The 21,780-nt window shown below is 72.1% G+C and carries 20 protein-coding genes; 2 read left to right on the top strand and 18 right to left on the bottom strand.

Features of this window, described 5'->3' with window-relative positions; translation table 11 throughout:
* Positions 1-2 precede the first annotated feature (2 nt).
* The 4 genes from gatA to ligA all read right to left on the bottom strand — a co-directional run bounded on the left by gatA (position 3) and on the right by ligA (position 5,810).
* The gene (gatA, locus tag ACF3NS_RS09265) at positions 3-1,568 is read right to left on the bottom strand and encodes an Asp-tRNA(Asn)/Glu-tRNA(Gln) amidotransferase subunit GatA (RefSeq protein ID WP_392465665.1); all 1,566 of its coding nucleotides are present in this window, start codon (positions 1,566-1,568) and stop codon (positions 3-5) included.
* An 8-nt stretch (positions 1,569-1,576) separates the two neighbouring features.
* Positions 1,577-1,873, bottom strand: coding sequence for an Asp-tRNA(Asn)/Glu-tRNA(Gln) amidotransferase subunit GatC (gatC, locus tag ACF3NS_RS09260; protein ID WP_154593475.1), 297 nt, complete (start codon positions 1,871-1,873; stop codon positions 1,577-1,579).
* A gap of 40 nt (positions 1,874-1,913) precedes the next feature.
* Positions 1,914-3,419 (bottom strand): sodium/proline symporter PutP, encoded by a 1,506-nt coding sequence (putP, locus tag ACF3NS_RS09255; RefSeq protein ID WP_392465663.1) that lies wholly within the window; start codon positions 3,417-3,419, stop codon positions 1,914-1,916.
* Positions 3,420-3,629: 210 nt separating this feature from the next.
* A complete protein-coding gene (ligA, locus tag ACF3NS_RS09250) occupies positions 3,630-5,810 on the bottom strand; it encodes an NAD-dependent DNA ligase LigA (protein ID WP_392465662.1) in 2,181 nt (726 codons plus the stop codon).
* Between the two features lie 66 nt (positions 5,811-5,876).
* Here ligA and ACF3NS_RS09245 point away from each other — a divergent pair, with 66 nt between their 5' ends.
* Entirely contained in the window at positions 5,877-6,209 is a 333-nt protein-coding gene (locus ACF3NS_RS09245) for a TfoX/Sxy family protein (RefSeq protein ID WP_392465659.1), read from the top strand.
* On the opposite strand, the gene ACF3NS_RS09240 is transcribed toward ACF3NS_RS09245, so the two are convergent.
* The 12 genes from ACF3NS_RS09240 to ACF3NS_RS09185 form a co-directional block, all read right to left on the bottom strand.
* Positions 6,210-7,184: a DMT family transporter gene (locus ACF3NS_RS09240; protein WP_392465657.1), complete on the bottom strand. Its 975-nt coding sequence runs from the start codon at positions 7,182-7,184 to the stop codon at positions 6,210-6,212.
* Complete coding sequence (locus tag ACF3NS_RS09235; RefSeq protein ID WP_288797421.1) at positions 7,181-8,167, bottom strand: methionine synthase; 987 nt, start codon at positions 8,165-8,167, stop codon at positions 7,181-7,183. The genes ACF3NS_RS09240 and ACF3NS_RS09235 overlap by 4 nt, the downstream gene beginning before the upstream one ends.
* Positions 8,168-8,277: 110 nt before the next feature.
* Complete coding sequence (locus tag ACF3NS_RS09230) at positions 8,278-8,430, bottom strand: hypothetical protein (protein WP_288797420.1); 153 nt, start codon at positions 8,428-8,430, stop codon at positions 8,278-8,280.
* A gap of 100 nt (positions 8,431-8,530) precedes the next feature.
* Positions 8,531-9,622, bottom strand: coding sequence for a tRNA 2-thiouridine(34) synthase MnmA (mnmA, locus tag ACF3NS_RS09225; RefSeq protein ID WP_392465655.1), 1,092 nt, complete (start codon positions 9,620-9,622; stop codon positions 8,531-8,533).
* Positions 9,622-10,845 carry a cysteine desulfurase family protein gene (locus tag ACF3NS_RS09220; RefSeq protein WP_392465654.1) on the bottom strand — a complete coding sequence of 408 codons (1,224 nt, stop codon included), beginning with the start codon at positions 10,843-10,845 and terminating at the stop codon, positions 9,622-9,624. Before ACF3NS_RS09220 ends, mnmA begins: the two co-directional genes overlap by 1 nt.
* Before the next feature lie 10 nt (positions 10,846-10,855).
* Positions 10,856-11,941 carry a Gfo/Idh/MocA family oxidoreductase gene (locus tag ACF3NS_RS09215; RefSeq protein ID WP_392465651.1) on the bottom strand — a complete coding sequence of 362 codons (1,086 nt, stop codon included), beginning with the start codon at positions 11,939-11,941 and terminating at the stop codon, positions 10,856-10,858.
* Positions 11,942-11,945: 4 nt separating this feature from the next.
* Positions 11,946-12,371: a DUF350 domain-containing protein gene (locus ACF3NS_RS09210; protein ID WP_230082853.1), complete on the bottom strand. Its 426-nt coding sequence runs from the start codon at positions 12,369-12,371 to the stop codon at positions 11,946-11,948.
* Complete coding sequence (locus ACF3NS_RS09205; protein ID WP_392465649.1) at positions 12,368-13,600, bottom strand: glutathionylspermidine synthase family protein; 1,233 nt, start codon at positions 13,598-13,600, stop codon at positions 12,368-12,370. The genes ACF3NS_RS09210 and ACF3NS_RS09205 overlap by 4 nt, the downstream gene beginning before the upstream one ends.
* Complete coding sequence (locus ACF3NS_RS09200) at positions 13,600-14,007, bottom strand: tRNA-dihydrouridine synthase (RefSeq protein ID WP_154593484.1); 408 nt, start codon at positions 14,005-14,007, stop codon at positions 13,600-13,602. Before ACF3NS_RS09200 ends, ACF3NS_RS09205 begins: the two co-directional genes overlap by 1 nt.
* Positions 14,008-14,163: 156 nt before the next feature.
* On the bottom strand, positions 14,164-15,114 hold the full coding sequence (locus ACF3NS_RS09195; protein ID WP_289032606.1) for an electron transfer flavoprotein subunit alpha/FixB family protein: 951 nt from the start codon (positions 15,112-15,114) through the stop codon (positions 14,164-14,166).
* Positions 15,115-15,145: 31 nt separating this feature from the next.
* On the bottom strand, positions 15,146-15,931 hold the full coding sequence (locus ACF3NS_RS09190) for an electron transfer flavoprotein subunit beta/FixA family protein (protein ID WP_154593486.1): 786 nt from the start codon (positions 15,929-15,931) through the stop codon (positions 15,146-15,148).
* Between the two features lie 244 nt (positions 15,932-16,175).
* Positions 16,176-16,658, bottom strand: coding sequence for a hypothetical protein (locus ACF3NS_RS09185; protein ID WP_154593487.1), 483 nt, complete (start codon positions 16,656-16,658; stop codon positions 16,176-16,178).
* Positions 16,659-16,761: 103 nt separating this feature from the next.
* On the opposite strand from ACF3NS_RS09185, the gene glgX reads away from it, so the two are divergent.
* The gene (glgX, locus tag ACF3NS_RS09180; RefSeq protein ID WP_392465647.1) at positions 16,762-18,909 is read left to right on the top strand and encodes a glycogen debranching protein GlgX; all 2,148 of its coding nucleotides are present in this window, start codon (positions 16,762-16,764) and stop codon (positions 18,907-18,909) included.
* Positions 18,910-18,968: 59 nt separating this feature from the next.
* On the opposite strand, the gene ACF3NS_RS09175 is transcribed toward glgX, so the two are convergent.
* Positions 18,969-19,091, bottom strand: coding sequence for a hypothetical protein (locus ACF3NS_RS09175; protein WP_392465645.1), 123 nt, complete (start codon positions 19,089-19,091; stop codon positions 18,969-18,971).
* Between the two features lie 47 nt (positions 19,092-19,138).
* Positions 19,139-21,724, bottom strand: coding sequence for a glycogen/starch/alpha-glucan phosphorylase (locus ACF3NS_RS09170; RefSeq protein WP_288797410.1), 2,586 nt, complete (start codon positions 21,722-21,724; stop codon positions 19,139-19,141).
* Positions 21,725-21,780 lie beyond the last annotated feature (56 nt).

The raw sequence follows: 21,780 nt of genomic DNA, 5'->3' as shown, positions 1-21,780 counted from the left end.
GGTCAGCCGTCCTTCCGCGTCTCGGAGGTCTGGTCGGGCGTGCCGGGGGCAGGCGTCGCGGCTCCCAGGTCGGGCGCGTTGGCGAGCAGCGGCTCGCCCCAGGCCTTCTCCAGCTCGCGCTCGACGTAGGCCGCCACGCGGTACAGCCGGTCGTCGGCCATGGCCGGCGCGAGCACCTGCAGCCCCACGGGCAGGTCGTCCTCGGGCGCGAGCCCCACGGGCACCGACATGCCGGGGATGCCGGCGAGGTTGGCGGGGATGGTGGCGACGTCGTTGAGGTACATCGCCATCGGGTCGTCGAGCTTGTCGCCCAGCCGGAAGGCAGTGGTCGGCATCGTCGGGGAGATCAGCACGTCGCACTGTGCGAAGGCGGCCTCGAAGTCGCGCGCGATGAGCGTGCGGACCTTCTGCGCCTGGCCGTAGTAGGCGTCGTAGTAGCCGCTGGACAGGGCGTAGGTGCCGAGGATGATGCGCCGCTTGACCTCGTCGCCGAAGCCCGCCTCGCGGGAGGCGGACATGACCTGCTCCGCGCTGGGCGCCTCGACCCCGGCCGGGGCGACGCGCAGGCCGTAGCGCATGGCGTCGAACTTGGCGAGGTTGGACGACGCCTCGCTCGGCAGGATCAGGTAGTAGGCGCCGAGGGCGTAGTCGAAGTGGGGGCAAGAGACCTCGACGATCTCGGCGCCACCGGCGCGGAGCAGCTCGACGGCCTCGTCGAAACGCTGCTGGACGCCCGCCTGGTAGCCCTCGCCGGTGAGCTCCCTGACGATGCCGACGCGCAGGCCGGAGACGTCGCCGCTGCGGGCGGCCTCGACGACCGGCGGCACCGGCTGGTCGATGGACGTCGAGTCGCGCGGGTCGTGACCACCCATCAGCTCGTGCAGCAGGGCGGTGTCCAGGACGGTACGGGCGCAGGGGCCGGCCTGGTCGAGGGACGAGGCGAGCGCGACGAGGCCGTAGCGGGAGACGCCCCCGTACGTCGGCTTGGCGCCGACCGTGCCGGTGAGCGAGGCGGGCTGGCGGATCGAGCCGCCGGTGTCGGTGCCGGTCGCGAGGGGCGCCTGGAAGGACGCGACCACGGCGCTCGAGCCCCCGCCCGAGCCGCCGGGGGTGCGCTCGAGGTCCCAGGGGTTGTGCGACGGGCCGTAGGCCGAGTGCTCGGTGGAGGACCCCATCGCGAACTCGTCCATGTTGGTCTTGCCGAGGATCGGCAGGCGCGCGGCCTTGATCTTGCTGACCACCGTGGCGTCGTACGGTGGGATCCAGCCCTCGAGCACCTTGGAGCCGCAGGTCGTCGGCAGCCCGACGGTCGTCATGACGTCCTTCACGGCGATCGGCACGCCCGCGAGGGGGTGCAGCGGCTCGCCGGCGGCGCGGGCCTCGTCGACCTCGCGGGCTGTGGCGAGGGCGCCCTCGGCGTCGACGTGCAGGTAGGACCGGACGGAGCCGTCGACGGCGGCGATGCGTTCGAGGTGGGCCTGCGTGAGCTGCAGGGAGGTGAAGTCACCGGCCGCGAGGCCGTCGGCCATCTGGGCAGCGGTGAGGCGGGTGAGGTCGGTGGTCGTCATACGGGAGATCAGTCCTCACTCAGGATGCGCGGCACCCGGAACCGGTCGAGCTCCTGCTCCGGCGCGCCGGACAGAGCCTGCTCGCGGGTCAGGCCGGGGCGGACCACGTCAGGGCGGGTCACGTTGGTCAGGGGCATCGGGTGCGACATCGGGGGGACGTCGGCGGCGGCGACCTCGCCCACCTGGGCCACCGAGTCGAGGATGACGGCCAGCTCCCCGGCCATCGTGTCGAGCTCGGCGTCCGTCATCTCGATGCGCGCGAGGTTGGCCAGGTGCGCGACCTGGTCACGGGACAGGGAAGACATGGTCGCCAGTCTAGTGGCGCGCCGCCGCCCCTCCTGCCGGTCAGGCCTCTGCGGCGGCCGCACGCTCCTCGCGACGCACCTGACGGACGGTCTCGTCGAACTCGGCGTGGATCTCCGCGTCGTGCCGGTGGGTCATCAGGCTGACCACGGTGGTGACGACCAGGTTGCCGACGAAGCCGGGCAGGATCTCGTAGAGGTCGAAGATGCCACCGTCGCGCGTTCCCCAGATGCCGACGAGGATGGCACCGGCCACCATCCCGGCGATGGCGCCCTGCGCGGTGAGCTTGCGCCAGAAGAGCGCCATGAGGATCGTCGGCCCGAAGGCGGCGCCGAAGCCGGCCCAGGCGAAGGCCACGAGCGCGAGGATCGGCGAGTCCGTCGTCCAGGCGAGGGCCGCGGCGATGACCGAGATCGCGAGCACGCCCAGGCGACCGAGCAGGACGTATGACGAGTCCGACCCCTCGCGGCGCGCGATGATCTGGTAGAGGTCCTCGACCAGCGCGGACGAGGTCACGAGCAGCTGCGAGGAGATGGTGCTCATGATCGCGGCGAGGACCGCGGCGAGCATGAACCCGGCGACGATCGGGTGGAAGAGGATCTGCCCCATCGCGATGTAGACCGTCTCGGGGTTGGTGATCTTGTCGGCCGGGTGCTGCTGGAAGTAGGCGAGGCCGATCAACGCGGTCGCGATGGCACCGAGGCAGGACAGGACCATCCACCCGATGCCGATGCGACGGCCCTGCTTGGTCTCCTCGACGGTGCGGATCGCCATGAAGCGCACGATGATGTGCGGCTGCCCGAAGTAGCCGAGGCCCCAGGCGAGCGAGCTGATGACGCCGACGGCGGTGGCCCCCTTGACCATCGACAAGGCGTCGGGGTTGGCCTGTCGGATGGACTCCATCGCCCCGGACGGCCCGCCGACCGCGAACAGCCCGAGCAGCGGCACGGCGATCAGGGCCAGGAACATCATCAGCCCCTGGACGAAGTCGGTGTAGCTCACCGCCAGGAAGCCGCCGAACAGGGTGTAGCCGACCGTCACCGCCACGATCAGGAGCATCCCGACGTGGTACTCCATCCCGAAGGACTTCTCCATGAAGACGCCGCTCGCGACCATCCCGGAGGACACGTAGAACGTGAAGAAGACGAGGATGATGATGCCGGAGGCGACCCGCAGCAGGCGTGAGCGGTCGCGCAGGCGGTTCTCCAGGAAGCTCGGGATGGTGATCGAGTCGCTCGCCACCTTGGTGTAGGCCCGCAGGCGGGGTGCCACGAGCTTCCAGTTGAGCCAGGCGCCGATCGTCAGGCCGACGGCGATCCAGGCCTCGACCAGCCCGGTCTTGTAGATCGCGCCGGGCAGACCCATGAGCAGCCAGCCGGACATGTCGGCGGCTCCGGCGGACAGGGCGGTGACGGCGGGGCCGAGGCCGCGCCCGCCGAGCATGTAGTCGCCGAGGCCCGCCGTTCGCCGGTAGGCCCAGTAGCCGATGTAGATCATGCCGATCAGGTAGATCACCATCGAGATGATCTGCCACGTCTGGTCGCTCATGGCCGAGACTCCAGTCTCACTTCAGGGCGCCTGCTCCTGCCGCGCCGGTGCGCACGAGTATGCCGCTGAACGGGTGAGTCCCTCGACCTCCGCGGCCTGCGTGGCCGGATCGTGACGCTGGGCCCTCAAGCCTGCTCCCGGCGCTCTCGGCGGGGTGGGCTGCCGAGGGCCCCCAGATGGAGGGGATCAGGCAACCGGCGCAACGCCCCGTCAGGACACCGCGTCCGGGCCCTCCCCGAGCAGGCGCACGAACCCGGCCTCGTCCAGGATCGGGCGTCCCAGCTCCTCGGCCTTGGCGGCCTTGCTGCCCGCGCCCTCGCCGATGACGACGAAGTCGGTCTTCTTGGAGACCGAACCGGCCGCCTTGCCGCCGCGCGCGATGATCGCCTCCTTGGCGGAGTCACGGGTGAAGCCCTCGAGCGAGCCGGTCACGACGACGGTGAGACCCTCGAGGGTGCGCTCGACGGAGGCGTCCCGCTCGTCCGCCATGCGCACCCCGGCCGCCGCCCACCGGTCGACGATCTCGCGGTGCCAGTCGACCTCGAACCACTGCACGACCGACTCGGCGATCACGCCCCCGACCCCTTCGACGTCCGCCAGCTCGTCCACCGACGCCGCGCGGATGGCGTCCATCGACCCGAAGTGCGTGGCGAGCGCCCGGGCCGCTGTCGGTCCGACGTGTCGGATCGACAGCGCCACAAGGACGCGCCACAGGGGCTGCTCCTTGGCGTGGGCGAGGTTGTCCACGAGCTTGCGGCCGTTGGCCGACAGCACGCGTCCGTCCACGACGCCCGGCGCGGGCACGGCCTCCGGATCGGCCAGCTCCTTCTTGGTGGCGGCGCGGGTGTAGAGCGGCACCCGGGCGACGTCGGCGGCGGTGAGGTCGAACAGCGTGGACTCGTCGGCGATGACGCCCGCGTCGAGGAGCGCGATCGCGCCCTCCCACCCGAGCGCCTCGATGTCGAAACCTCCCCGCGAGGCCAGGCCGAAGATGCGCTCGCGCAGCTGGCTCGGGCAGGACCGGGCGTTGGGGCAGCGGATGTCCTTGTCACCCTCCTTCTCGTAGGCGAGCTCGGTCCCGCACGCCGGGCAGTGGGTCGGCATGACGAACTCCCGCTCGGACCCGTCGCGCAGGTCCACGACCGGGCCGAGGATCTCGGGGATGACGTCGCCGGCCTTGCGCAGCACGACGGTGTCGCCGATGAGCACGCCCTTGCGCACGACCTCGAAGGCGTTGTGCAGGGTCGCCATCTCGACGGTCGACCCGGCGACCTTGACCGGCTCCATCACGCCGTAGGGCGTCACCCGGCCCGTCCGGCCGACGTTGACCCGGATGTCGAGCAGGGTCGTGTTGACCTCCTCGGGCGGGTACTTGTAGGCGATGGCCCACCGAGGTGCCCGCGAGGTCGTCCCGAGCCGCCCCTGCAGCGCGATCTCGTCGACCTTGACGACGACACCGTCGATCTCGTGCTCGACGTCGTGCCGGTGCTCACCGTAGTGAGCGACGAAGTCCAGCACCTCCTGCGGGCTGCCGAAGACCCGGTAGTGGCTGGACGTCGGGAAGCCCCACGCCGTGAGCAGCTCGTAGGCCTCGCTCTGGCGGGTGATCGGGAAGCCCGACCGCGCGCCGATGCCATGCACCAGCATGTGCAGCGGGCGCGTCGCGGTGATACGAGAGTCCTTCTGCCGCAAGGATCCTGCCGCCGCGTTGCGCGGGTTGGCGAACGGCGCCCGGCCCTGCTCGACCAGGCTCGCGTTGAGGTCGCCGAAGGCCTCGATCGGGAAGAAGATCTCGCCGCGCACCTCCAGCACGTCCGGCACGTCGTCGCCGGTGATCCGGTGCGGGATCCCCTCGATCGTGCGGACGTTGGGGGTGACGTCCTCCCCCACCCGGCCGTCGCCGCGCGTGGCCGCCGTCGTCAGACGACCGCCCTCGTAGAGCAGGTTGATCGCGAGCCCGTCGATCTTGAGCTCGCACAGGTAGTGCGGCGCCCCCTCCAGCCCCCGCTCGACCCGCGCCAGCCACTCGGCGAGCTCGTCGGCGGAGAAGACGTTGTCGAGGCTGAGCATCCGCTCCAGGTGCGTGACCGGGGCGAAGTCCGTCGCCTGGTGGAAGGTCCCCACCCGCTGGGTCGGGCTGTCCGGCGTCCGCAGGTCAGGGAACTGGTCCTCGAGCGCCTGCAGGCGACGCATCAGCTGGTCGTACTCGGCGTCGGAGATCGTCGGGGCGTCCTGGCCGTAGTAGGCCTCCTGCGCCTCCACCACGCGCTGGGCCAGGTCGGTCCACTCGTGACGAGCCGCGACCGACGCGTCGGCGACCTCGGTGCCGCTCGTCGGGATGTCCGCCTCGTCGTCGGTGACCCCGCTGGTGGGGGGCTTGCTCCTCGCCATACGAGCATCGTGCCAGACAGGTCCGACAGGCCCCTGCCTGCGCCCCGCGGGGTCATGATCGGTGTCATGGCGTATGACGAGAACCTCGCCGCCCGCATCCGGGCGCACGTGCAGGACGACCTGGACGTGACGGAGAAGAAGATGTTCGGCGGGCTGGCCTTCCTGGCATCGGGCAACCTGGCGGTCGCCGCCACCAGCCGCGGCAGCCTCATGCTGCGCTGCGACCCGGAGGAGGCGGACCGCCTGGCCACCGAGCCCGGCACCAGCCGCATGGTGATGCAGGGCCGGGCGCTGCACAACTGGCTGGTCGTCGACGAGCGGACGCTGGCGACGGACGAGGGTCTGCGAGGCTGGCTCGAGGTGGGGCTGGGCTTCGCGCGGTCCCTGCCCGCGAAGTGATCAGCCGATGGTGCGCCCCGCGCCTCGGCGGGCGCCGTATGCCGTGGCCCATCGGTTGCCGAGGCCGATCAGCAGCGCACCTGCGAGCACGAACGCGAATCCCACCAACGTCCACGCGGTCACGTGCTCGCCCAGCACGAGCACCCCGAGGAGCACTGACACGACCGGGATGAGATAGGTGACCGAGGTCCCCACGGTCGCCCCGGCCGCCCGCACCACGTCGAACTGCGCGGTGAACGCCCACCCGGTGCCGACCGCCCCGAGCACGAGCACGGCGAGCAGCGACCACGTCACCGACCCCTCGGGCCGCACCAGTCGCGCCGACCACGGTGCCGCCAGCCCGGAACCGCCGAGCGCCCACCACACCGTCAGCAGCAGCACGAGCTGCCCCGAGGCGCTCACGAGCTGGCCCGCCGGGATGCTGAGCCCACCCGGGTCGTAGCGCTTGAGGTGCACGCGGTGCCAGGTCCAGCCGACGCCGTAGGACATGCCTGCGGCCAAGGTCATGCCGAAACCCAGGAGGTCCGGCCGCTCGTGCACCGCCCACGGCTGCATGATCACCACGACCCCCAGGAAGCCCAGCACCACCCCGAGCAGGCGCGGCAGCGAGTAGTGCTCGTCCCGGACGAAGAGCATGGTGAGGACGACGGTGGCGATGGGCGTGACCGCGTTGCCGATGCCGGCGAGCGCCGAGCTGACTCGCGTCTCGCCGAGCGCAAAGAGCGTGAACGGCGCCGTGCACAGGAAGAATCCGACGACCTGCAGGTGCAGCCAGGCGCGGCGCTGGCTGGGCAGCCGGCCCCGCCCGAGGTGCAGCAGCGTGATGACGACGAGCGCCCCGGACAGCACCCGCAGCGTCGAGATCTGCAGGGGCGCCAGGGCGTCGAGCCCGACCTTCATCAGCAGGAAGCTGGATCCCCAGATGAGCACGAGCCCGATCCACTTGAGCTGCCAGGGGATCCCGGGAGCACTCACCCGAGGGCCGTCTCGGTGACCGCCTCCGCGACCTGCACGGCGAGGCGCTGCGCGGCGACGGCGTCGGACGGCGACAGGCCCGCGAGCCCGCACGCCGGGGAGACCGTCACCTCCGCGAGATCGGCTGCGGCCAGGCCCAGCTCGTGCCAACGACGGACCAACCCGTCGTGGACGGCGGCGACGGTCGGCAGCGGCGACGCCGAGGCATAGCTGCCGAGCCACACGTCGGTGCCCGACTCCAGCGTCGCCGCCAAGGACTCCCAGCCCTTGGGGCCGAGCACCGTGGCGTCGACGGCCAGCGCGGACGCGCCGGTGGTGCGCAGCATGGCCAGGGGCGTGCCCTTGGCGCAGCAGTGGACGGCCGTATGCCGATCCCCCGCCGCCTGCAGCACCTCCCCCACGAGGTTGGCGGCGACATACGAGTCGACGGCGGGGATCCGGCCGAAGCCGCTGGCGGTGGGCAGGCGGCCCGCGAGCAGGCCTGGCAGCGACGGCTCGTCGAGCTGGAGCACGACGCGGGCCCCCGGCACGAGGCGCTCGACCTCGGCCACGTGGCCCCTGATGCCCTCGGCGAGCGAGCCCGCCAGGTCACGCACGGCGCCCGGGTCGACGACGCTGCGCTCGCCGCGGTGCAGCCACACCGACGCCGCGAGGGTCCACGGCCCGGCGACCTGGACCTTGAGCTCGCCCTCGTAGCCGTCGAAGGTCTCGGCCAGCTCGTCGAGGTCCTGGCGCCACCAGGTGCGCGCACGCTCGGCGTCGCGGCCGGGACGGTCGACGAACCGCCAGCCCATCGGCTGCAGGTCGACGTGCAGGTCCACGAGGAGCGCCGCGGCGCGCCCGATCATGTCGGCGCCAGGACCGCGGTCCGGCAGCTCGGGCAGGTAGGGCAGGCCGTGCTCGGCGAGGAGCTCGCGCACCCCACGCTGCGTCTCGCGCACGTCGGTGCCCGGCCACGAACCCATCCCTGTCGCTCTCGTCACGCCCCGACGGTAGCGCGATCCGGCTCCCACCTCGCACTTCGTCCGAGAGGCGACAGATGGGGGTCACCCGTCGCGGATGACCCCCATCTGTCGCCTCTCACCAGGGAGGTTCAGCCCTCGGCGGGGTCCTCCGAGTGCGCGCGCTCGGTGTCCTGCTGGTCCTGCGTGTCACCCTCGACGGCGGTCTCGGTGTGCTGGCGGGTGTCCTCGTCGGCGAGCTCGTGGTTGCGCAGCTCCGTGCTCTGCGGATCGATGTCCGTCATGGTCGTCTCCTTGGCGGTCGTGCGGCCGACGTCGTGGGTGCCGACCGCTGATGGGGTACGTCGCATACCCGGCCCCGGCGGCCCTCATGCCGCGGAGGTCTCAGGTGCGCCAGGTCTCGGCGATCGTGGCCGACCCCACGACCCGGGTGCCGTCGTAGAGCACGACGGACTGCCCGGGGGCCACGCCCCGGGTGCGCTCCTGCAGCCGGACCTGCACGTCGTCGCCGTCGACCCAGGCCCGGGCCGGCAGCTCCTCGCCATGGGCCCGCAGCTGCGCGCCGACCTCGACCTCGCCGGCGGGCGGCTCGCCGCACCACCGCGCATGGTCGCCGCGGATGGCATCGATGCCGAGCAGGTCCGCCGGGCCGATGACCACCTGGTTGCGGGGGACGTCGACGTCCACGACATACCGCGGTTGACCGTCCGCGGCCGGCCGCCCGAGGCGCAGGCCGCGTCGCTGCCCGACGGTGTAGGCGTAGGCGCCCTGGTGGCTGCCGACGACCGACCCCGTCTCGTCGACGATCTCGCCCGGCTGCTCCCCCAGCCGCCCGGCCAGCCAGCCGCGGGTGTCGCCGTCGGCGATGAAGCAGATGTCGTGCGAGTCGGGCTTCTTGGCCACCGCGAAGCCGCGGTCCGCCGCCTCCTCGCGGATCTGCGGCTTGGTGGAGTCGCCGAGCGGAAAGAACGAGCGCGCGAGCTGGTCCGCGTCGAGCACACCGAGCACATAGCTCTGGTCCTTGGCAGGGTCGACGGCGCGGTGCAGCTCGCGCCGCACCGTCCCGTCGGCGCCGACCTCCTCAACCACCTGCGCGTAGTGCCCCGTCGCGACGCCGTCGAAGCCGAGCGCCAGGGCCTTGTCGAGCAGCGCCGCGAACTTGATCCGCTCGTTGCAGCGCAGGCAGGGGTTGGGGGTGCGGCCGGCGGCATACTCCTGCAGGAAGTCCTCGACGACATCGGCCCTGAAGCGTGCGGCCATGTCCCAGACGTAGAACGGGATCCCGAGCCGGTCGGCCACCCGGCGGGCGTCGCCGGCGTCCTCGAGGGTGCAGCAGCCGCGCGCGGACTCGCGCAGCGTCGCGGCGGACGTGGACAGGGCCAGGTGCACGCCCACGACATCGTGCCCGGCGTCGAGCATGCGGGCGGCCGCGACGGCCGAGTCCACGCCTCCGCTCATCGCGGCGACGACACGCATCAGCTCGCGACCTCCCCCGAGACCGAGAGCGACCCGGCGCGTCGGGCACGCTCGACGGCGGCCGGCAGCGCTCCCAGCGCCCGAGCCACGTCGGCCTCGGTCGAGGTGTGGCCGAGGGTGAGCCGCAGGGCCCCACGGGCCTCGGTCTCGCTGAGCCCCATGGCGAGCAGGACGTGCGAGGGCTGCGGCACGCCGGCGTGGCAGGCCGAGCCCGTGGAGCAGAGCACGCCGGCCGCGTCCATGAGATAGAGCAACGAGTCGCCCTCGCAGCCGGGCACGAGCAGGTGGGCGTTGCCGGGCAGTCGGCGGGTCGCGTCACCGGGCTCCCAGTCGCCCCCGACGCGGATGCCGAGACCGAGCCCCAGTGCCCCCTGCAGCAGCTGGTCGCGCAGCCCCACGAGTCGCTCGGTCTCGGGCTCCCGCTCGTGGCAGGCGATCTCGAGCGCCGTGGCCAGGCCGACGATGCCGGCGGTGTCCAGCGTGCCGGAGCGGATCTGCCGCTCCTGACCTCCGCCGTGGGTGAGCGGCGACACGGCCGCGTCGCGTCGCACGAGGAGGGCGCCCACCCCCACGGGCCCGCCGAGCTTGTGCGCGGTGAGGGACAGCAGGGTCACCCCGGACGCCCCGAAGTCCACCGGCACGTGCCCCACCGCCTGCACGGCGTCGGTGTGGACGGGGATGCCGTGGGCGGCGGCCGCCTCGGCCAGCTCGCGCACCGGCTGGATCGTGCCGACCTCGTTGTTGGCCCACATGAGGCTCACCAGAGCGACGGACGCGGGGTCCTCCTCGAGGGCCGCCCGGGCTTGGTCGAGCCGCACCCGGCCGACCTCGTCCACCTCCAGCCAGGTCACCTCGGCGTCCTCGTGGGTGACCAGGTGCTCGACGGCATCGAGCACGGCAGGGTGCTCGACCGGGCTGGCCAGGACGCGGCGTCGTCGGGCGTCCGCGGCGCGGCGTGCGCGATAGCCGCCGACCACCGCCAGGTTGTCGGCCTCGGTCCCGCCAGAGGTGAAGACGACCTCGGACGGGCGCGCCCCCGCCGCCTCGGCGATCTGCTCGCGGCACTCCTCGACCACGCGCCGCGCGGCCCGGCCTGCCGTGTGCAGGCTGGACGGGTTGCCGACCACGGATCGGCGTGCGGCGACCGCCTCGATCACCTCGGGGCGGACGGTGGTCGTGGCGGCATGGTCGAGATAGGCGAGGTCAGCGTGATCCGGCAGCACGCCATCGAGTCTACGGGCGTGATCGGACCGGGTGACGACGATGCAGGTCTGCGATGAGACCCACCACGCCCACGGCGTCGGCGGGATCGACCGGGACCGTGCCCCGTCCCTGCAGCGCATCGGCCAGCTCGGCGTAGAACCGCGGGTAGTCCCCCCGCTCCATCGGCACCGCCTTGTCGCCTGCGTCGGTGGTGAGCACGCTCCCCCGCCCGGCCCCGGCGAGCCCGAAGTCCGCGTCGAGCGGCGAGGCGCCCGCACCGAGGGCGCCCTCCTGCCCGTCCACGCCGTAGCAGCTCCAGGCGCCCTCGGTGCCGAGGACCCGCATCCGCGGCCCCGGGCGGCGGGCCTGGGTGCTCATGGTCAGGTGGCTCACGACGCCGGACGCGTGCCGCAGCACCACGACGGCGTCGTCGTCCGAGACGGCTCCCGCGCGGAGCGCGCGCAGCTCGGCATACGACTCCTCGACCGGGCCTGCGAGCCGGATCGCCTGGTCGATCAGGTGCGGTCCGAGGTCGTAGAGCACGCCGCCACCCTCGGCGGGGCTCGCGCCGGCCTTCCAGGCCTTGGTGACGGTGGGCTTCCAGGTCTCGAACGAGGACTCGAGGCGCACCAGCTCGCCCAGCCGGCCCTCCCGCAGCAGCCGCACGGCCGTGAGGAAGTCTCCGTCCAGGCGGCGGTTGTGAAAGACGGTGAGCGGCACGCCGGTCCGGTCGCGGGTCGCGAGGAGCTCCGCTCCCTCGACGTCCGTGGTGCAGGCCGGCTTGTCGAGGACGCACGCCAGCCCGGACTCCAGGGCCCGTATGCCGAACCGCGCGTGAGTCTCGCCGGGGGTGGCCACGACCGCGAGGTCCAGGTCGTCGGCCCGCTCCCAAACGGCGTCGGCGTCCGGGACGATCTCGACGTCGGCGTGGGCGGCGCGCGCGGCCTCGGCTCGCTCGGGCGACGAGGTCATGACGACGGCGACGGCATACCGGGGGTCGGCGGCCAGCAGGGGGCCGTGGAAGACGCTGCCCGCGAGACCGTGGCCGAGCAGGGCGACGCGGACGGGTCGGTCGGTGGGCAGGGGCCGCCAGGCGCGGCGGGTGTCGTCCGTCACCCGGTCAGGCTATCGACGCGCACACGATGGCGCTCACCGCCAGCATCGCCGACGCCGCGACGATCGCGCCCGGGTGCAGCGCCTGCTCGACCGCGATGGCCCGCAACGACCCCGGCGTGATGGCGTCGAGCACGAGGAAGCTCACGGCCTGCAGCGCGATCCCGAGGACACCGAACGCCAACGTCCAGGCCAGCGCCGCTCCGACGCCGGCGCTGCCGTTGGTCCAGATGGTCGTGAACGCGATCGCCCCGAGCCCGAGGAACTCGGCGCCGACGATGAGAGCGGCGTTGATGGACCGCTCGGTGTAGATGCGGGCGCCGAGCCGCCCCGGCGTGAGGAGGTCCATCGTGACGAATCCCCCGGCCAGCAGGGCGATCCCGGCGAGGCAGTAGAGGGCGGCGTACAGCAGTGACTCGAGCAGCTCGCTCATCGGCGGGGTCCCCTCCGGTCGTCGTCGACCCAGGCGGCACGCTGGGCCTCGCTGGGTGATGCGGTGTCGATCAGGTGCGGCACGAAGCGCGCGTCGTCGTCGGTGATCCAGCCGTCGCTCTCCCGGATGCCGACGCCCGCGGCGCGGCCGTCCACGACCCAGCTGCCGAGCACGACCTTGTTGCCGTCGAGCTGCGGCAGCGGGCACCACTGCTGGTAGCACCAGCCCTCGGCGCCGTAGCCGCCGGGCTGCTCGTGCTCGATCCCCTCGGCGTGGACGCGGATGCTTGCGCCCTCGCGCCCGTGCAGCGGCTTGGCGACCCACTCCGTCAGGCCGTGCGGCTCGTCGAGGTACGCGGGCAGCAGCAGCTCGTGCCCCGGGTAGAGGTGCCAGAGCGCGGCGAGCAGGGCCTTGTTGGACAGCAGGACCTTCCACGGCGGCTCGAGCCAGGTGGTGCCGTACATCGGGTTGGGGCGCGGCTCGACCCACCGACCGAACGGCTCGCGGAGCATGTCCTCCCAGGGGTAGAGCTTGAAGCAGGTGCGCAGCATCTGGGCCTCGTGGCCGACGAAGTACTCCGCGGCCTCGTTGTAGCCGATCTGCCCCATCGTGATGCCCTGCGTGGCGAGCCCCGCCTGCTCGGCCGTGTCGCGCAGGTAGGTCACGGTCATCCACTCCTCGCCCGTGGCCTCCCCCTCGTGGTGGGCGAACCAGACGGGCTGGGTGAGGCGCGGCGCCAGGTCCTGCCACGCCGCGACCAGCCTCTCGTGCAGAGAGTTCCACTGGTCGCGGTCGGGGTGGGTGTCCTCGAGCCAGAACCACTGGACGACCGCGGACTCGAGCAGGCCCGTGGGCGTGTCGGCGTTGTACTCCAGCAGCTTGGGCGGCCCCTCGTCGACCCCGGCGTACCGCAGGTCGAACCGGCCGTAGAGGGACGGGGTGCCCGCGTCGAGGGAGGCCTGGGCGAGCCGCAGCGACCCCTCCGGGAGCCCGAGGGGACCCATGGCCCCGGACGCCAGGTGGCGGGCGGCCTCGAGGCACATGCCGTGCAGCTGCTCCGTGGCCTCCTCGAGCTGGTCCACCTCCGCGGCGCCGAGCTCGTAGTACGCGTTCTCGTTCCAGTACGGCCGCTCGGTGCCGTCGGGTCGGACGGTGACGGGAAAGACCAGGCCCTGGGACTCGACCGTCTCGCGCCAGCCGGTCCGGGGCTCGGAGGGGACGCGGCGCATCAGCTGCTGCCCTTGCCGCCGGACCCGCCGAAGCCGCCTCGCGAGATCGTCGTCCCCTTGCCGCCCTTGACCGACGCGGACGAGAGCGTGGAGGTGCCCTTGGGGTCGACGCCGCCGGTGACATAGCTGTGGTTGCTGGGGGCGCTGAACGACCCACCGCTCACCCGCTGCCCCACCCCCGGCACGCGCGCCCCGTCGTTGTAGTAGTACCACCGCGCGGGGCTTCCCACGAACCCCGCTCGGGTGCGGCGGCCGTCGCACTCGCTGTCGGGCAGCCGCTCGTTGGTCTGGGCGTCGACGCAGACGCCGGCGCTGGTGCGGCGCGTCTCCTGGGAGCACCCGGTGAGGGTGCTCGCCAGGACGGCCGTCATCCCGAGCACGACGACCTGGGACCGTCGCGTGGTCATGCATCTCCCCCTCTGCACCGCTGCACGTGCTGCTGCCCGCGCCCTCCCGTGGACGTCGGCACCCCGCCGGGTGGTTCCCACCCTAGAGCCCGTATGACGGGAAGGGGCCGCCCCCACGCGTGCGCGGCGACGGCCCCGGGCCCCTCCCTGCATCGATCAGCGCTTGCGGATCGCCTCGGTCGCCTGCGGCAGGACCGTGAACAGGTCGCCCACGACGCCGAAGTCGACGAGCTCGAAGATCGGCGCCTCCTCGTCCTTGTTGATCGCGACGATCGTCTTGGACGTCTGCATCCCCGCCCGGTGCTGGATGGCGCCGGAGATCCCGCACGCGACGTAGAGCTGCGGCGAGACCTGCTTGCCGGTCTGGCCGACCTGCGAGGAGTGCGGGTACCAACCGGCGTCGACGGCCGCGCGGGAAGCGCCGACGGCCGCCTTCATCGAGTCGGCGAGCTCCTCGACCTTGGAGAAGTCGCCGCCGGTGCCGCGACCGCCGGAGACGACGATCTGCGCGGTGGACAGGTCGGGTCGACCCGTCGACTGCTTGGGCTGGCTGTCGACGATGCGCGCGCCCTTGGAGGCCTCGGAGATCTCCGCGGCGACGGACTCCTGGGCGGCGGCGCCCTGGACGGCCTCGGGAGCGGTCGAGCCGGGCTTGACCGTCACGAAGGTCGGGCCCTTGGTGCCGGTGGCCTGGACGGTCCAGTTGCCGGCGAAGACGGACTGTGTCGTGAGGACGCCGCCCCCGCCGGCCTGCACGTCGGTCGCGTCGGTGAGGACGCCACCCCCGCAGCGGACCGCGAGGCGACCGGCGACCTCCTTGGCGTCGGTGCCGGTCGTCATGAGCACCGCCACCGGGGACGCCTGCGCGACGACCGCGGCCAGCGCGTCGACCGTCGGGCCGACGAGGTACTGCCCGATCTGCTCGTCGTCGTTGACGTAGACCTTCTCCGCGCCGTACTTGGCGAGGACGGGCAGGGCGGTCTCGACGCCCTTGCCGAGGAAGACGGCACTCGGCTCGCCGATGCGGCGCGCCAGCGTCAGCAGCTCGGCGGATGTCTTCTTGAGCTTGCCGTCGGTGTGGTCGACCAGCACGAGAACTTCAGCCATGTCAGTGAACTCCTTTGTCGCCGTGGCCGGCTCAGATGAACTTCTTGGACGCGAGGAACTCCGCGAGCTGGCTGCCGCCCTCGCCCTCGTCCTTGACGATCGTGCCCTGCTCGCGCGGCGGGCGGGGGGTGGCCTGCTCGACCTTGGTCGCCGCGGCGTCCAGCCCCACCTGCGCCGGGTCGATGCCCAGGTCGGCGAGCGACCAGGTCTCGACGGGCTTCTTCTTGGCCGCCATGATCCCCTTGAAGGAGGGGTAGCGCGGCTCGTTGCCGGTCTGGTCGGTGACGGAGACGACGGCGGGCAGGGAGGCCTCGATGCGCTCGGTGGCGGTGTCGCTGTCGCGGCGGATCGAGACGGACGACCCCTCGACGCTCAGCTCGGACGCCAGCGTGACCTGCGGCAGGCCCAGGCGCTCGGCGACCATGGCCGGGACGACGCTCATGCCGCCGTCGGTCGAGGCCATCCCGAACATCACGAGGTCGGGCTGCCCGACCTTCTTGATGGCCTCGGCGAGGACGAGCGAGGTGGCGACCGAGTCGCTGCCGTGCAGCGCCTCGTCGTTGACGTGGACGCCCTTGTCGGCGCCCATCTGCAGGGCCTTCTTGACGGCGTCGGCGGCGGCGTCCGGGCCCATCGTGATGACGGTCAGCGTGCCCTCGCCGGCCTCGATGATCCGCAGCGCCTCCTCGACGGGGTACTCGTCGAGCTCGGACATGAGGCCGTCGACGGCCTGGCGGTCGGTGGTCCAGTCGGTGTCGTCGAAGCCGCGGTCGCCCTGGGCGTCCGGCACGTGCTTGACGCAGACAACGATGTCCATGCGTGCGGGTCCTCTTCTCTCGGTGCTCGCGGCGTGCGCCAGGACGGCGACGCCGCACGGTTGGCATTGTGCCCTGACGGGACGCTCCGGCGCAGTGGTGGTCACCACACCGCGGCGCGTCGCGCCAGGGCCTCTCCCCACCATATTACCCGCAGGTAACTTCGTCCGTGGACGATCCGGGCGAGGACGGGCGCGCCCCTCCCCTCACGAGGGAGGGCAGGGGCGCGAAGGCGCACGGCCTGGCTCAGGGCTGCTGGGAACCGCCCTGGCCGTCGACGTCCTCCTCGAAGCTCGCCTGGCCGGTGGCGATCTGGTGCCAGGTCTGCACGGCGGCGAGCACGACCGAGGTCGTCATGGGCAGCAGGACCTTGACGTCCATGCCCGGCAGCATGACGTGCTCGGCGGTCACGACGAGGGTGCCGCCCGCGAGACCGGCCTTGACGACGCTCATGCGCAGCGACAGCTCGTTGCAGGCGCGCAGCTGGGTCAGCTCGTCGGCCGGGACGTCCTCGCCGATCTGCCACTGGCCGAAGACGCGCATGATCGTGACGTCGCCCTCGATGCACCGGACGAACAGCTGCTGACCCTGCACCTTGTAGGAGACGTCGCCGTCGGCGTCGAGGTCCGCCATGAGGCCGTCGTCGTGGAGGGCGGAGAGGACCTGGCCGCGCAGGGGGTGCTCGTCGGCGGGCGGCGGGAAGCTGGGGAGGGAGGTGGGATCCGTCATACCTCCACCGTAACGGCACGGGGAGACGCGAAGCACCCCCGCCGCCCCGCGCGACCGACCCACGTGAGGGGGCGGCAGCGGCGGCCGCCCTACACTCGGCGCCATGGCCCCGACGACCACCGACCACACCCCCGCGCTCGGCGTCACCCTGCGGGCCGATCCGCTCTCGGGGGTGGACGTGGCGGACGTCGCGGTCCACGCCGGCCACGCTGACGCCGTGGAGCTGTGCCTGTTCGACCCCGAGGACCGCACGGGCGCGTCGGAGCGACGGATCCCGCTGCGGCACAGGGCCTTCGGCACGTGGTTCGACACCATCCCCGGGGTGCGGGCGGGGCAGCGCTATGGCTACCGGGTGCACGGGCCCTGGCGGCCCTGGGAGGGGCACCGGCACAACCCCGCCAAGCTGCTGCTCGACCCCTACGCCCGGGCCGTGGAGGGCTCGGTCACCTGGCGGCCCGAGGTCTACGGCCACAGCGTCGACGCCTCGCTGCACGGAGACATCGACGTGATCGACCCCCGCGACAGCGCGCCCTACGTGCCCCGCGGGGTGGTCGTCGACGGCCGGTTCGAGTGGGAGGGCGACACCCACCCGCGCAACCCGATCTCCTCCACGGTCATCTACGAGGCCCACGTGCGGAGCCTCACCGCCCGGCTGCCCGGGGTCCCCGAGCACCTGAGGGGCACGTATGCCGGGATCGCCCACCCCGCCACCATCGCCCACCTCACGCGCATCGGCGTGACGGCCCTGGAGCTGCTGCCCGTGCACGCCTTCGAGTCCGAGCCGCAGCTCGTCCAGCGCGGCCTCGCCAACTACTGGGGATACAACACGCTCGGCTTCTTCGCCCCTCACGCGCCGTACGCCGCCGCGACCAACCCCCAGGGCGTGCTCGCCGAGCTCAAGGGGATGGTCAAGGCCCTGCACCGTGCGGGCATCGAGGTCATCCTGGACGTCGTCTACAACCACACGTGCGAGCAGAGCGTCGACGGCGCCACGCTGTCGCTGCGGGGGCTGGACGCCGCGACCTACTACCGCCTCGACGGACGCGGCCGGGACGTCGACGTCACGGGCTGCGGCAACACCCTCGACACCCGCCACATCGTGCCCCTGCGCCTGGTGCTGGACTCCCTGCGCTACTGGGTGACCGAGTGCCACGTCGACGGCTTCCGCTTCGACCTCGCCGTCGCGCTCGGGCGCGGCAAGGACGACGGCTACGACCCCGACCACCCCTTCCTCATGGCCCTGCGGTCGGACCCCGTGCTGTCCCGGACCAAGCTCATCGCCGAGCCCTGGGACATCGGCTTCAACGGGTGGCGCACGGGGCAGTTCCCGCCGCCGTTCGCCGAGTGGAACGACCGCTTCCGCGACGACGTGCGCACCTTCTGGCTCGTCGACCAGGCCCGCAGCGCCCACGGCCAGTCCGGGCACGGCGTCTCGCACCTCGCCACGCGCCTCGCCGGGTCGGAGGACCTCTTCTGCCACCACGACCGCAGCCCCGTCGCCTCGGTCAACTTCGTCGCGGCGCACGACGGCTTCACCCTGGCCGACCTGACGGCCTACGACGTCAAGCACAACGGCGCCAACGGCGAGAACAACCGCGACGGCACCGACAACAACCGGTCCTGGAACCACGGCGCCGAGGGCCCCGCCGACCCCGCCACCCAGGCGCTGCGGCACCGCTCGATGCGCAACCTGCTCGGCACCCTCTTCGTCGCCGCCGGCATCCCCATGCTGGGCTCGGGCGACGAGCTGGGGCGTTCCCAGCGCGGCAACAACAACGCGTACTGCCAGGACAACGGCGCCTCGTGGGTCGACTGGTCGCTGCAGCCCTGGCAGGAGGACCTCGTCGCGACGACGGCCTGGCTGGCGCGGCTGCGTCGCGAGCACCCGGCGCTGCGGCAGCGGCACTTCTTCGGGGTGCGTCCCGGGCACCCCGACGGGACGGCGGACCTCATGTGGTTCGGCGTCAACGGGGAGCCGATGACGGCGTCGCGCTGGGACGACCCCGGCAACGCGACCCTGCTCGCGTACGTCGACGGCGACTGCGTGGAGGACGAGTCCTTCCTCCTGTGCTTCCACGGGTCGGCGCACGACGTCACGGTGACGCTCCCCCACGTGGACGCGGTCAAGGCCTACCGCCTGATGTGGGACAGCACGTGGGAGCGCCCTGACGCCGCCGGCGAGCGCCTGGTCCCCGGCGAGGAGCGCGTCGCCGCGGGGCCGTCGATGCAGATCTTCCGCGCGATCCGCTGACCGCACCCTCGCACCCCTCGGCGGATCGCGAGCGGCCTCCGCGGATCGCGCGGGGCCGTTCACCCCAGGGCGATCCGGGCGACCACGGCCGCCGCCGGCCCGGCCTGCGCCACCTCGACCTCAGGCACCTCGCCCTGACGCAGGACGGTGACCGAGACGCGGCAGCCCCCCACCCCCCCCACGATCGTGAGGGTCGGGGGTGGGGGTCGGCGGCGCGGCGTCCGGGCGGTCAGTCGTGCGTGGGCATCCAGATGCGCCGCAGGTAGTCCTTCATCGACCGGTCGGAGGAGAAGAACCCGCTGCGGGCGACGTTGAGGATCGCCGAGCGCGTCCAGCGCTCCTGGTCGCGATAGGCCTCGTCGACCTCGCCCTGCACGTCGATGTAGGACTGGAAGTCCGCGAGCGTCATGAACCGGTCGTTGTAGAGCAGGTCGTCCACGACCGTCGCCGCCAGGCCGCGGTCGCCGCCGGTGAAGTGCCCGGAGGCGATCAGGTCGATGGCGCTCCTGAGCTGGGGGTTGGACTCGTAGACCGCGCTGGGCACGTAGCCCTTGGCCTGCAGCGCCGCGACCTGCGGCTCATCCATCCCGAACAGGAAGAAGTTGTCGTCGCCCACGAGCTTGCGGATCTCGACGTTGGCGCCGTCGTCGGTGCCGATCGTGAGCGCCCCGTTGAGGGCGAACTTCATGTTGCCGGTGCCGGACGCCTCCTTGCCCGCGAGCGAGATCTGCTCGGACAGGTCCGCCGCGGGGATGAGCTTGTTGGCGAGGGTGACGTTGTAGTTGGCCGGGAAGGCCACCGTCAGCACACCCTTGACCCGCTCGTCCGCGTTGACCGTCGCGGCAACGGAGTTGATGAGGTAGATGATCTCCTTGGCCATGTGGTAGCCGGGGGCCGCCTTGGCGCCGAACACGAACGTGCGGGGCACGATCGCGTCCTTGGCGACCTTGCCCGAGATGATCTGCTCGTAGAGCGACACGATGTGCAGGAGCTTCAGCGTCTGGCGCTTGTACTCGTGCAGCCGCTTCACCATCACGTCGACCATGCCGTGCTCGGGCAGCTCGATGCCGTCCCGCACCGCGAGCAGCTCCCGCAGCCGCGTCTTGTTGGCCTGCTTGGCCGCGGCGAAGCGCTCCCGGAACTCCTCGTCCTCGGCGTAGGGCTCGAGGCTCTCCAGGCGCTCGAGCTTGGTCTCCCAGCCCACGCCGATGGTGTCGGTGATGAGCTGGGAGAGCGTCGGGTTGGCCAGCCGGATGAAGCGCCGCGGGGTCACGCCGTTGGTGACATTGGTGAACTTGTCCGGCCACAGCTCGGAGAAGTCCGGCAGCACCTTGTCCCGCAGCAGCTGGGAGTGCAGCTCGGCGACGCCGTTGACCTTGACCCCGGCGACGGTGGCCAGGTTGGCCATGCGGACGGCGCGCTCGGGGTGGTCCTGGATGATCGACATACGACGCACCCGCAGCTCGTCGCCGGGGAAGGTCTCGCGGACCGTCTCGAGGAACTCCTCGTTGATGCGGTAGATGATCTCGAGGTGGCGCGGCAGGAGGCGCCCGACGAGCTCTACCGGCCAGACCTCGAGGGCCTCGGGCAGCAGGGTGTGGCAGGTGTAGGCGAAGCACCGCTGGGTGACCGACCACGCCTCGTCCCACTCCATGCCGTGCTCGTCCATCAGCAGGCGCATCATCTCCGGGATGGCGATGACGGGGTGGGTGTCGTTGAGCTGGAAGATGATCCGCTCGGGCAGGCGGTGGAGGTCGAAGTCCTTCTCCAGCGTGCGGTCGATGAAGTCCTTGAGCGAGCACGCGACGAAGAAGTACTGCTGCTGCAGGCGCAGCTCGCGGCCCTGCGGGGTCGAGTCCTCGGGGTAGAGCACCTTGGAGATGTTCTCGGCGAAGGTCTGGGCGCGCACGGCCGTGGCGTAGTCGCCGGAGTTGAAGATCTGCAGGTCGAAGGCCTGGGTGGCCCGGGCGCTCCACAGGCGCAGGGTGTTGACGACGCCGTTCTGGTAGCCCGGGACCATGTAGTGGTATGGCACGCCGAGGACGTTCCACGCCGGCACCCACCGGCTGCGCGTGATCTGGTGGCCGGAGCCGTCGGCGGCCTCCTCGACGTAGGTCTCGGTGCTGCCGCCGAAGCCGACCGTCACGGCACGGTCGGGGTGCGGGAACTCCCACGGACCACCGAGCGAGAGCCACGAGTCGGGCACCTCGACCTGGCGCCCTCCCTCGAAGGTCTGCCGGAAGATGCCGTACTCGTAGCGGATGCCGTAGCCGATGCACGGGACGTCCATCGTGGCGAGGGAGTCGACGAAGCACGCGGCGAGGCGGCCCAGGCCGCCGTTGCCGAGGCCGGGCTCGACCTCCTGGGCGCGCAGCGTGCGCAGGTCCAGGCCGAGGCTCCTGAGCGCCTGGTCGGCGATCGCGCCGAGGTCGGTCGCGAGCAGCGCGTTGCCCATCTGCCGTCCGAGGAGGTACTCCGCGGACAGGTAGCCCACCATCTTGGTCGGGTGCTCACGGCGTCGCCGCGCCGTCTCCAGCCAGTCCGCCATGAGGTAGTGCCGGATCGTGCGGGCGAGCGCGAGGTACTGGTCGTTCTGCGAGGACCGCGACAGGGCCACGCCCTCGCCGAAGTTGAGCTCGCGCAAGAACTCGCGGGCGAAGCCGTCCACGGTCCGCGGCGGGCGCCCGACGGGGGCCTTGGCCAGCGGGTTGGCCGGCTCGAGCGCCGGCCCGGTCGTCGTGGTGTCGTAAGGCAGGGGGGTCTCGTCCGCCAGCCAGCTCAAGCTGGGGTCGAGCGGGGTCGCGTCCTGCGTCATGTCGCCTCCGGGGTCGTGGTCCACCCGGACGCGAAGAATCCGACGGTCCGCTGCAG

This window comes from Arsenicicoccus cauae, assembly GCF_043162025.1.
GTDB lineage: Bacteria > Actinomycetota > Actinomycetes > Actinomycetales > Dermatophilaceae > Arsenicicoccus > Arsenicicoccus cauae.
This window is presented reverse-complemented; position numbering and strand designations above follow the sequence as displayed.

Coding starts and splice junctions, on each gene's coding strand:
- gatA (WP_392465665.1), bottom strand. CDS start 1,568: ATGACGACCACCGACCTCACCCGCCTCACCGCTGCCCAGATGGCCGAC.
- gatC (WP_154593475.1), bottom strand. CDS start 1,873: ATGTCTTCCCTGTCCCGTGACCAGGTCGCGCACCTGGCCAACCTCGCG.
- putP (WP_392465663.1), bottom strand. CDS start 3,419: ATGAGCGACCAGACGTGGCAGATCATCTCGATGGTGATCTACCTGATC.
- ligA (WP_392465662.1), bottom strand. CDS start 5,810: ATGGCGAGGAGCAAGCCCCCCACCAGCGGGGTCACCGACGACGAGGCG.
- ACF3NS_RS09245 (WP_392465659.1), top strand. CDS start 5,877: ATGGCGTATGACGAGAACCTCGCCGCCCGCATCCGGGCGCACGTGCAG.
- ACF3NS_RS09230 (WP_288797420.1), bottom strand. CDS start 8,430: ATGACGGACATCGATCCGCAGAGCACGGAGCTGCGCAACCACGAGCTC.
- mnmA (WP_392465655.1), bottom strand. CDS start 9,622: ATGCGTGTCGTCGCCGCGATGAGCGGAGGCGTGGACTCGGCCGTCGCG.
- ACF3NS_RS09210 (WP_230082853.1), bottom strand. CDS start 12,371: ATGAGCGAGCTGCTCGAGTCACTGCTGTACGCCGCCCTCTACTGCCTC.
- ACF3NS_RS09205 (WP_392465649.1), bottom strand. CDS start 13,600: ATGCGCCGCGTCCCCTCCGAGCCCCGGACCGGCTGGCGCGAGACGGTC.
- ACF3NS_RS09200 (WP_154593484.1), bottom strand. CDS start 14,007: ATGACCACGCGACGGTCCCAGGTCGTCGTGCTCGGGATGACGGCCGTC.
- ACF3NS_RS09195 (WP_289032606.1), bottom strand. CDS start 15,114: ATGGCTGAAGTTCTCGTGCTGGTCGACCACACCGACGGCAAGCTCAAG.
- ACF3NS_RS09190 (WP_154593486.1), bottom strand. CDS start 15,931: ATGGACATCGTTGTCTGCGTCAAGCACGTGCCGGACGCCCAGGGCGAC.
- ACF3NS_RS09185 (WP_154593487.1), bottom strand. CDS start 16,658: ATGACGGATCCCACCTCCCTCCCCAGCTTCCCGCCGCCCGCCGACGAG.
- glgX (WP_392465647.1), top strand. CDS start 16,762: ATGGCCCCGACGACCACCGACCACACCCCCGCGCTCGGCGTCACCCTG.
- ACF3NS_RS09170 (WP_288797410.1), bottom strand. CDS start 21,724: ATGACGCAGGACGCGACCCCGCTCGACCCCAGCTTGAGCTGGCTGGCG.